We start from the raw sequence: 9,129 nt of genomic DNA on the forward strand, positions 1-9,129 counted from the left end.
CCGCGCCGGGTCGGCCAGTGCCTCCAAGGTCATCCTCGTGGCTCGCTCGCGCAGCTCATCGGGGTACTTCTTCTGTCCCATGACAGTGATCCTTCCGTGTCATCACTGCCTCCATCAAACCCGGGGCGATTCATCTCTTCCCCAGTCGCTCGTCCGTGTCGGTCATGACCTTCTCCCACTCGGTACGACGGTGGGCCACCAGGTAGGCCAGCTTGCCGACCTGCCACAGGCCACTACCGATCGCCAGGTTCTTGACGGCCTCCAAACTGCTGTCGCTCAGGCCCAGGACTCGCTGGGTGTTCTCCAGCTGGTCGGACTCCTGCCGGTAGACCACACGGGTCGACGTGTCAGACAGCAGGCCCTCAGCCACCGCCCGTTGCTTGGATCCCAGTGACCCGACGGCGTCCAAGTCACTGATACGGTGCAGCGCGATAATGTTGCGCAGCCCCCATGCACGAACCAGCTTGAAGCTCGACCGCATCCGCTCCAGCAGCTGTGGGAAGGCCATCAGCTCGTGAGCCTCCTCGTAGACGACGTTGCGCTGCCCCAGGTCATCTCCTCGCAGGGAGGCCTCGAACCAGCTGCCCGTGCAGGCCATGATCAGCGACATGGCCTGGGATCCCTGCGTGAAGTTCTTCAGGTTGATGCTCATCATCGGTGCCGACGGATCAAATCCGACGGTCGAGGGGCCGTCGAACAGGCCTCTGAGCTTTCCTCTCGTCAGCTCCTGGAGGGCGAAGCCGACCTCCCTTCCAACATTCATAAGGTCCTCCCGGTCCCGGAAACCCTCAAGGGTCTCAACCGGGGTGCTGGGGTTGAAGACCTCCTCCGTCACCGTGGGAATGATCGGACTGCCCCCGTGACGAGCCGATGCCGCCTCCAGCGCCACCCTGAGTGCAGCCTTCTCGGCCTGCAACAGGTCCTTCTTCATCAAGGTGGAGATCAGCGCCTCAAGCAGGTCGAGGCGCTGGTTGTCCACCATGATGCGCCACTGCTCATCATTAACCGGCCGGCCCTCCTCCCGGTCCCGGCTTGGACGCCGCCCGGCGTCCAACGGGTTGAGCCGAGCCCCGGAAGCGCCACCGAGCGTGATGACTGCACCCCCGACGGCCTGAACGACGCCGTCCCACTCGCCCTTGGGGTCACCTGGAACGAAGGTCCTGCGCCCGAAGACCAGGTCCCGCAGCGCCATGCACTTCATCAGCGAGGACTTGCCGGTGCCGATCGTGCCGATGACCGCCATGTTGGTGTTCGACAACAGTCCCTTGCGGTAGTCGACAAAGGGGTCGAAGCAGAACGGCCCCCTGGCGAACTTGTCATTACCGATCAGTACCCCTTCCCCTCCACGTCCAGCCGGAGCCAGGAAGGGATACTGCACACGAGCCTTGTTAGAGGTGATCCGAGTCGTGCTCACATAGGCCGGGATCACCGACCGACCCATCCGGTCACCGGACTCACCTTCTGCGGGGAGGGTCTCGCCCTCCCACAGGGCGTCCTCCATCTCCTTTTGCTGGCGCTTGTTCTCCCTCTGCTCCTCACTGATCTTGTGAAGCAGACGCCGCTCGGCCTTGTTCGCAGCCCGTCGCTGACGGCGGGTCCGCCGTCCAACAACCAGAGTTCCGACTCTCATCCCCATGCTCAGCGAACCCCCAATGCCAGCGGCAGAACCGCGGCCGCGAAGAGCTCATCCTGCTGAGCAATGACGGTGCGCGCCTCAGCCATGACCGCCTTGGCCGCACTGCGCACATCCTCGACCCCCTTAGCCAGGGCCTCCTTGGTTGGCGCCGACACGGTCACCAGTACCGCGTGATCGAAGTCGGTGTGTCCGCGATTGAGATCAGCCAGGTGCTCGACAGCCTGAGCGTGGTCAGTCTGGTTGATAACTGTTGATCCTCTTCCCAAACGGTTACGGTCCTTATGAGCCTCCACCTCACGGCTGCCCTCCCGGTGCGCGTCCTTGACGGCCTTTTTGTCGGGTACAGGGCTGTAGATGAACGAGGCCGTTACCACGGTTCCCGGTACCAAGATGACTTTCTCAAGGAACCCGATCACCGATTTCTCACGCGGCCACTTAGCAATGCGCATCACCTTGTGGAACGCCGAGTCAGTACGCACTTGAGCCCATCCACCGTCCACGGCCATCGGACCAGCCTCACCTAGATCCTCCACCTGCTCGGGATGAGCTTGAAGGCGCCCGGTCACAGCTGGGTCGTAGGCGCACCGGATCACCGTCGCCAGGTCATCTTTGGTCAGCCACCCGCGCAGCTTCAGGCCCGCGGCCTCCAGCTGCCCCTCCAAGGTGCTCATGCGTTGTCGCATCAAGGCTGCGGCACCAGCCTTTCCGCCACCATAGGCCCGCACGGACTTCTTGACCTTGCCTAGGTCCACCATGATCGTGATCGTGGCCTCGTGACGTTCCATGAACGTACCCGCCCACGCAAGCAGATCCCTGTAGGATGCCTGAATCGGATGTTTCGGGCTCATCTGAGCTCGGTTCTGCGTCCAGTAGCGACGCATGTCCGCCCCGACGTCCGCCGTGGAGCGCGTCCTGACCTGGATTCGCTTGACCCCCTCGGTCGAGCCTACGACCGACATCAACCGCCCGTATCCGTTGCCCTTGGTGTTCTGGTCCGTGATCTCATCGAGCAGGAACGAGCTTCCCTGCACCGCAGCCACCACGACCAGCGTCTTCTTATGCCGATCGAGCACCATGACCGCGCCCGATGCCTCATCGACGAACATCTCCAGGCGTGCCTGGTTACCCGGCAGCCCCAGAGTGCCCTCTGGGCGGGTGCGCCACACCTTCGCCCGGAACTGGTGCTGACGGGTAGCACGCCGTATCAGGTATGACACACCGATCGGCACCCAGTCGATCGCGCGCCCGTCAATATACGACACGGGATACAGTCCCAGGACCAGCAGCGGAAGCCACACCGGCATTGTGTAGGCAAGACCAATAAAGTTCCCGAATACAGGGGTAGTGAACACGAACACAGCCGTGCCCGCCAGTATGCACATCACCGCACGAAACGACAGTCCCAGGAAGACACCAGACGAGCTCTTGCGGGGAATGACCTCCGCTGCCGGCCCGGTCATCAGAACAGCCCCATGTTGCCGAAGAACCCTACCGCCGCGCTAGCGGTACCAATGAGGGCGGCCGCGATGAAGCAGGCAATGATTCCGCCCTTCCCGGCCTGAGTGCTCCTGCCGTGATCCCACCAGTGCCCCGCTGCCAGCATCAGCGCGGACACGATCAGGCACGCCACGACGATCACGAGGGCTGTTGCCTGCCAGCCCCCGACGGCGTTCTTGAGCTTGTCCATGAACGGGAAGAACACCCAGTTGGGGGTGATCCCCGGGTCATAGTTATTCACTACGACCCCCTCCTTCCTTGTGATGAAGGGGCGAGGTGCCCCTTTCACTCAAGGCCGTGCCAACCACCGCCACGCCCCTGACCACCAGGACAGGTGGTCAGGGGCGTGGCAAGTGGTGCGCAGGGCTCCCGTCAGGACAAGCTCAAGATCACTGCCGCAATCAACGCGGAGAGAACTGCGGCAACAGCGGCATTTCCGAACGCGCCGATCACAGCCCAACGACCCTTGCTGGCGATGGACGCGTTGCTGCCGCTGGCACCGACCGCCCACAGCACGCCGCCAGTGATCACTCCGACCACGCAGGCAATCAGCACCAGGGCCTGGAGACCACCAAGAGTGTCAATGAAACTTGTCAGGTACTGCCACACTGAGACATCCGGCGTCACGACTCGCACACTTCACACCTCCTCCCAGTAGCGCGGGTCATCCTCAGGCACGAACGCATCTGCTCCGATCGGCTCATCGCCGCCCGGGATGGCGAACACCGCAGTGTCCGTGTCATCCGCCGGTGCTGGCGGACGATAGCCCTGACCGCCTGAGCCGTAGCTGCCGTATCCCGACCCGCTGGGGCTGTTGTAGCCATACGAGGAGCTTGACGAGTAGCTCGTCGCCGGCGGCGGGGGCGGAGCAGAGTTGTAGCCGCCACCGGCCGGCGGAGCACTGGCCACCGAACCAACCGAACCGGCACCACCGCCCGAACCACCAGCAGATGCAGGAGCAGGCGCAGAAGCAAACCCGCCACCACCACCGTCGAAGGCTTCACCACCCACAACCGGGCTCGGACCAGCCGCGCCTCCGCCTTCAGCCGGAGCACTGGCCACCGAACCAACCGAACCGGCACCACCGGGAGCACCGGTGCCCGGCGTCGGAGCTGCCGACAGCCCACCGCCAGTTCCACTGGCGCTACCGGATGCGGATCCTGAACCCACAGGGCTAGATCCTTCACCCGGGGCGGCCGCGACTGACCCGGCCGATCCCGTCCCGCCTGATGCCTCGGAGCCCGAGGTCGCCGACGTTGAGGCGCCAGAGCTCGACGCCGCGCCCGACGCGCCTCCAGAACTACCAGCAGCACTGGCCTCGGCGCCGGCTCCGGCGGCTGCGCTGGCTCCGCCCGTGGCCACGGCAGCGGCCGCCGCGGCGACCTTGGCCTTCTGCCCATCACCACCGTCCTGGCCCTGCTGGTCGCCAGCGCCCTGCCCATCACCACCGTCCTGGCCCTGCTGCCCACCAATGCCATCGGTGTCTCCGTAAGCAGTTTGGTCGGCGGCGCTCTTGACGGTCTGTCCGATCGGCCCGCCCTCGGTGGGGGAGGAGGCCGCGTTCACCACCGACTTGACGGTGTTTCCCACCGTGTGGGCCCCTGCCACCACAGCCCCACGCATCTGGGAGACCATCGACGCCACCGCGTCCTCACCCAGGAAGCTGAAGAGCTTGAAGAAGACCCATGGGCAGGCCAGGGCGCCCAGCAGAGAGGCCGCACAGGTCGCCATCTGCGTCAGCGCGTCCGTGATCGACTTCGCTTCACCGATCTCACTCAGCCCCCGGAACCCGATCCCCAGCACGATCACAATGCCGAACGGGGCCACCAGCAGGGCGACCAACCATCCCAGCACGGTTCTGGGCCAGGCACGTGTCTCATCAGCCGCCAGGCCGCTGTACGCCACCGGAGTCACCACAGTCGCCGCCTGAAGGAACACGCCCCGCAGCAGCATCACGAACAGCAGCACGATCGCGAAGAAAATCGTGAACAGGCAGAAGAAACCGAACCCGATCGCCATCACCGCCGCACCACCGGCAGCTGCACTCGGGGATACGCCAGCCAGAGCTGAGAAGACGTCCAGTGAGAAGATGTCCGTGATCTGCTTACTCAGCTTCTCCACGTCCATGCCCAGCCACCCCGTCATCGCTGAGCGCAGACCGTCGACACCCGCCGTCAGACTCACCAGAATCGGCAACGTAACCATTGAGGCCGCAGTAGCGGCCACCGCCCCGCCGGCGGCCCTACGCACCCCTGACAGACCCCGGGCCTGGATCGCACTCTTGGCCAGCTGCCAGAACGCCAGCACGATGGTGATCGGGATCGCCACCGCAAACACCCTCCCGGTCCACGTATAGATGTAGTCAGCGCCCAGGTTCGGGGAGCCCACACCGAAGGCGATCGCCAGCGCCGAGGTGATGATCCACGCTGCGGCGCGCCCGAGTGCGTCACCGATCCAGGTCGCTGCGGCCTCCATACCTTTCTTGACCCATGTCTTAGGGTCCAACCCGTTCCGCAGGCCACCGTCGTCAGAGCTGTTGTCAGACTTCGCTTTCTCGTCAGCCTTCTCAGCGACCTTCTTGGCCACGTCGTCGGAGTTGTCCTTGCCCGACTTCAGCTTGTTTCCCAGAGCCCTCGGGACCTCACTGCCCTTGTTTCTGAATCCGTCTTGGCCTCCTTTGTCCCCGGCATGCCCGTGGTACTCCCCGTCCAGTGGCGATCTCCCGGTCGGCTCATCACTAGGTGCAGGTCTCACCCCACCATCGCGATCCTTCGCAGGACCCTGCCCACCCGGGTCGGGGATAGGGGCCGGCGGGTCAGCCGGCAACGCCGCAACAGCAACGTGACCGTGAGCCAAAGCCGGCGCCGGGGAGGCTGTAGCGGCGGTCGACGGCGCCAGGACCACCAGGACCACCACCAGGCCGATCACTCGCCCCACGCACCCTAAGACCTGCTTCAAGGTGTCCATCATGCTCCCCCGTTACTTCCCAGGTGGACGAGCGCAACCGTCAGGGTTGCCAAGCTGGCGGTCAGGGCTGCGCAGCACCACCAGTAGGCCCGCTTCATCGAGGTCATCACGCGTCACCTCCACCGACGACACCGACCAGCTCGCACACGCCAGCGTTGATGGCCGGGTCACAGCGCACGATCATGTTGAGCGAGGTCTCAGTGGTCCGCACGAAGCCTGAGACGTCTCCTGTCTGCTGCGTGGTCGTCTTGATCCTGGCTGACGTCGTCAACGCGAACAGGGTGTCTCGGTTGTTGACGACCTTGAGGAAGACCTCGTTACCGACGTCGTTGCGCAGCGTGCTGTTATCCGTGTCCATCACCCCCAGGACGTCGACCTCGTCGCGCTGCTTGGAGGCGATCTGGTGGGACAGGTCGTCCGGGCTGATCGAGTCCTTGACCGCCTGGCGCAGGATCTTGTGCTTATCAGCCCCTAGGGGACCGTCCTCACCGGTCATCCCGGCAATCCAGGAGTCCGTGATCCGGGAGGCCTCAGCCCCCGGATCCTTCGGCTGGACATTCGAGTAGTCGTATCCCGACGCCGCCTGGACGCTTAGGGCGAAGACCTTCGGGTCAGTGGTCCTCGCGAACGGTGACGACCCCAGACGTGGCAGGGAAGAACCGAAGTCCACCCCCGTCGAGGACGTCACGTGCCCCGAGTCACCCGGCGCGGCCGACACCGATGCTGGCGCCGAGGCCCCCGGACTGATTGTCGGTCCTGGCCCCTTCGCTCCGCTGGGGGAGGGCAGGCGGTCGGTGTTGGACCCGACCCACACCAGGCCGGCCACCATCATTACCACCAGGACGAACCCGCCGACGCCAACTATCACAAACCTTGTCCCGCGGCGGGTCCTCGACCACATCCACGACCACCAGTCAGTTACCTTCCTCAACATGCTTTCTTCTCCGATACCTCGTTACTTCACACGAAATTCCTGACACGGCGCGGTTGCGCGCCCCTGTACTTGCGGCCATTTCCTGCCCCCTTTTACAGGCCCGGGACCCGGATGTAGGTCGGTGACCCGTACACCGCCATCTCACGTACCCCTTCAGCAGGGGTCTGGGCACCGATCATTCGACCGTTACCCGTGTAGATGGCGATGTGGCCGGGCCACCACAACAGGTCACCCGGCTGAGCCTGGGAGGCCGGAATGTGCTCACCGGCGTTCAGCTGCGCACCCGAGGAGTGCTCCAGCTGAATACCGGCCTGCGCGTAAGCCATCTTCGTTAGGCCCGAGCAGTCAAAGGCGTCCGGGCCCTCCGCAGCCCACACATAGGCTTTGCCGACCTGAGCCTGGGCGTAGGCGATGATCGCTGCCCTGCCCCCACTCACCCCGGCCACGCCCATAGCCGCCTGACCGGACGGCGCTCCCAGCGGTTCGCACTTCACCCCCGCCAACGCCGCCATCAGAGTCCCCGCCGTCGGCTCCCACTTGTCATAGGCGGTCGGTGTCGCCGAGCGCTGCACGCTCTGCGCCGCCTGCCCCGGCGTCATCGACTCCCATCCCTCGACGCCCTTGAGTCGGTCGTAGAACACCGCCGCCGACTTCGACGGCGTCATGATCTCCTCCACCGACCCCCACCCCATCGAGGGCCGCTGCTGAAACAGGCCCACGGAGTCGTGGTCACTGCCCGTGCCCTCATGAGCCAGGTCCATCGAGCCGGCCACCCCCGGATTGGCGAGGTTGTGCAGCGTGGACTCCTGCAAAGCCGTCATCAACGCAACCTTCTGCCCCTGCGCACCCACCCCGGCGGTATTGCCCGCCGCGATGATCATGGCAGCGTTGTTCAGCTGCTCCTGACTGAACTTCACCGAGCCACCACTGCCATCAGGCGCCTCCACCTCCGAGCCATCGAAGCTGCACGTCACCCCGGTCCCAACCACCCCGCGCTGGTCATTACTGAACAGCTTCGACACATACACTCCCGTCCCCATAACCGTCCCGATCGTCAGCACCCCCACCAGGACCACCGTCACCAGCACCGGGAGAATCACCGCTCCCAGCAGCTTCACCCCCGAACCCGAGTCCGACTCCGAGTCCAGCATCGACTCCAACCCGACACCCCCTTCCCTTCCCAAAAGATCAATGCCGAGAAGACCCAATCACTGGTCTTCCCCCTGTCGCCTATAGCCGTGCCAACCCCCGCCACACCCCAGACGCCCAGCTACAGCCCCCGACGGCGATGGCCACAGATACGCTCACCACCACGGCCGGCGGCCTCCACCGCCGCCCGCCGAGCGGCGACCTGCCCAGGCCCAGGCCCGCCGCCCCAAGAGGCGCGCTCCGCTGCTATACGGGCCCGCTCAGCCTCCCTAGCCACCATCCGGGACTCACGCTCAGCCATCGCCCGCTCATGAGCCGCCTGACGCTCCTGCCTCCACGACGCCAACGGCACCCCGGCTTCGTCCAGCCACGCCGACAGGCGATGGATCAGCCACCTGGCCGGCTCACGCACACCCCGGTCCCCGCTGTACGGCCACGCCGACCCATCCGGACGCCGGTCCACCGCCACCACCAGGTCACCCACCGACCAACCAGCCCCGAAAAACGGCCGGATAACACGCATCACGTACCTATCCGAGCAGCCCCGAAGCACCCGTAAACGTTCCTGGAGCTCACGAGCCAACCCAAGCACCGCCTCCTCCGTGCTCCTCGTGCGCCGAGGCGACCACCACGCACGCCACCGATCACCACGAACCCGGCCACCAGGCCGCGCAGCGGCCCCCAAAAAGGCCTCAGCGCCGCGCAGCGGCACCAAACCTCTTCCACCCAAGCCGCCTCGCGCGCGCGTGCGGGGGTCAAGAATCCCTAACACCGGGTAGGGGTGACACCTCAATCCACAGTGGGGCTCGGCTGGCCCCTTGTCAAGCCCCGGGTTTTGTGGAGGCTGGTTTAGCTGGATGTGGTGGTGGCTGGTTGTAGTTGTTCCTGGCGGTGGGTGTCGGGGGCCCAGGCGGCTTCGTGCTCGGCGGGGGTGCGCATGCCGATG

The 9,129-nt window shown here is 65.1% G+C and carries 7 protein-coding genes; all 7 read right to left on the minus strand.

Annotated elements, in window-relative coordinates; translation table 11 throughout:
- Window positions 1-130: 130 nt before the first annotated feature.
- A complete protein-coding gene (locus HCR68_RS13425; RefSeq protein WP_167150301.1) occupies window positions 131-1,630 on the minus strand; it encodes an ATP-binding protein in 1,500 nt (499 codons plus the stop codon).
- An 8-nt stretch (window positions 1,631-1,638) separates the two neighbouring features.
- Complete coding sequence (locus HCR68_RS13430) at window positions 1,639-3,096, minus strand: PrgI family protein (RefSeq protein ID WP_167150302.1); 1,458 nt, start codon at window positions 3,094-3,096, stop codon at window positions 1,639-1,641.
- Window positions 3,096-3,374 (minus strand): hypothetical protein, encoded by a 279-nt coding sequence (locus tag HCR68_RS13435; protein ID WP_167150304.1) that lies wholly within the window; start codon window positions 3,372-3,374, stop codon window positions 3,096-3,098. The genes HCR68_RS13430 and HCR68_RS13435 overlap by 1 nt, the downstream gene beginning before the upstream one ends.
- Before the next feature lie 131 nt (window positions 3,375-3,505).
- A complete protein-coding gene (locus HCR68_RS13440) occupies window positions 3,506-3,760 on the minus strand; it encodes a DUF6112 family protein (RefSeq protein ID WP_167150306.1) in 255 nt (84 codons plus the stop codon).
- A 12-nt stretch (window positions 3,761-3,772) separates the two neighbouring features.
- Window positions 3,773-6,037 (minus strand): hypothetical protein, encoded by a 2,265-nt coding sequence (locus HCR68_RS13445; RefSeq protein ID WP_167150308.1) that lies wholly within the window; start codon window positions 6,035-6,037, stop codon window positions 3,773-3,775.
- Window positions 6,038-6,206: 169 nt separating this feature from the next.
- Window positions 6,207-6,788, minus strand: coding sequence for a hypothetical protein (locus HCR68_RS13450; RefSeq protein ID WP_167150310.1), 582 nt, complete (start codon window positions 6,786-6,788; stop codon window positions 6,207-6,209).
- A gap of 338 nt (window positions 6,789-7,126) precedes the next feature.
- Complete coding sequence (locus HCR68_RS13455; protein ID WP_167150312.1) at window positions 7,127-8,185, minus strand: C40 family peptidase; 1,059 nt, start codon at window positions 8,183-8,185, stop codon at window positions 7,127-7,129.
- Window positions 8,186-9,129: the final 944 nt, after the last annotated feature.

The sequence above is a fragment of the Actinomyces sp. ZJ308 genome (assembly GCF_011752065.1).
Lineage (GTDB): Bacteria > Actinomycetota > Actinomycetes > Actinomycetales > Actinomycetaceae > Actinomyces.

Excerpts from the sequence above, each read along its gene's own strand:
- HCR68_RS13425 (WP_167150301.1), bottom strand. The coding sequence starts at position 1,630 with ATGAGAGTCGGAACTCTGGTTGTTGGACGGCGGACCCGCCGTCAGCGA.
- HCR68_RS13430 (WP_167150302.1), bottom strand. The coding sequence starts at position 3,096 with ATGACCGGGCCGGCAGCGGAGGTCATTCCCCGCAAGAGCTCGTCTGGT.
- HCR68_RS13455 (WP_167150312.1), bottom strand. The coding sequence starts at position 8,185 with ATGCTGGACTCGGAGTCGGACTCGGGTTCGGGGGTGAAGCTGCTGGGA.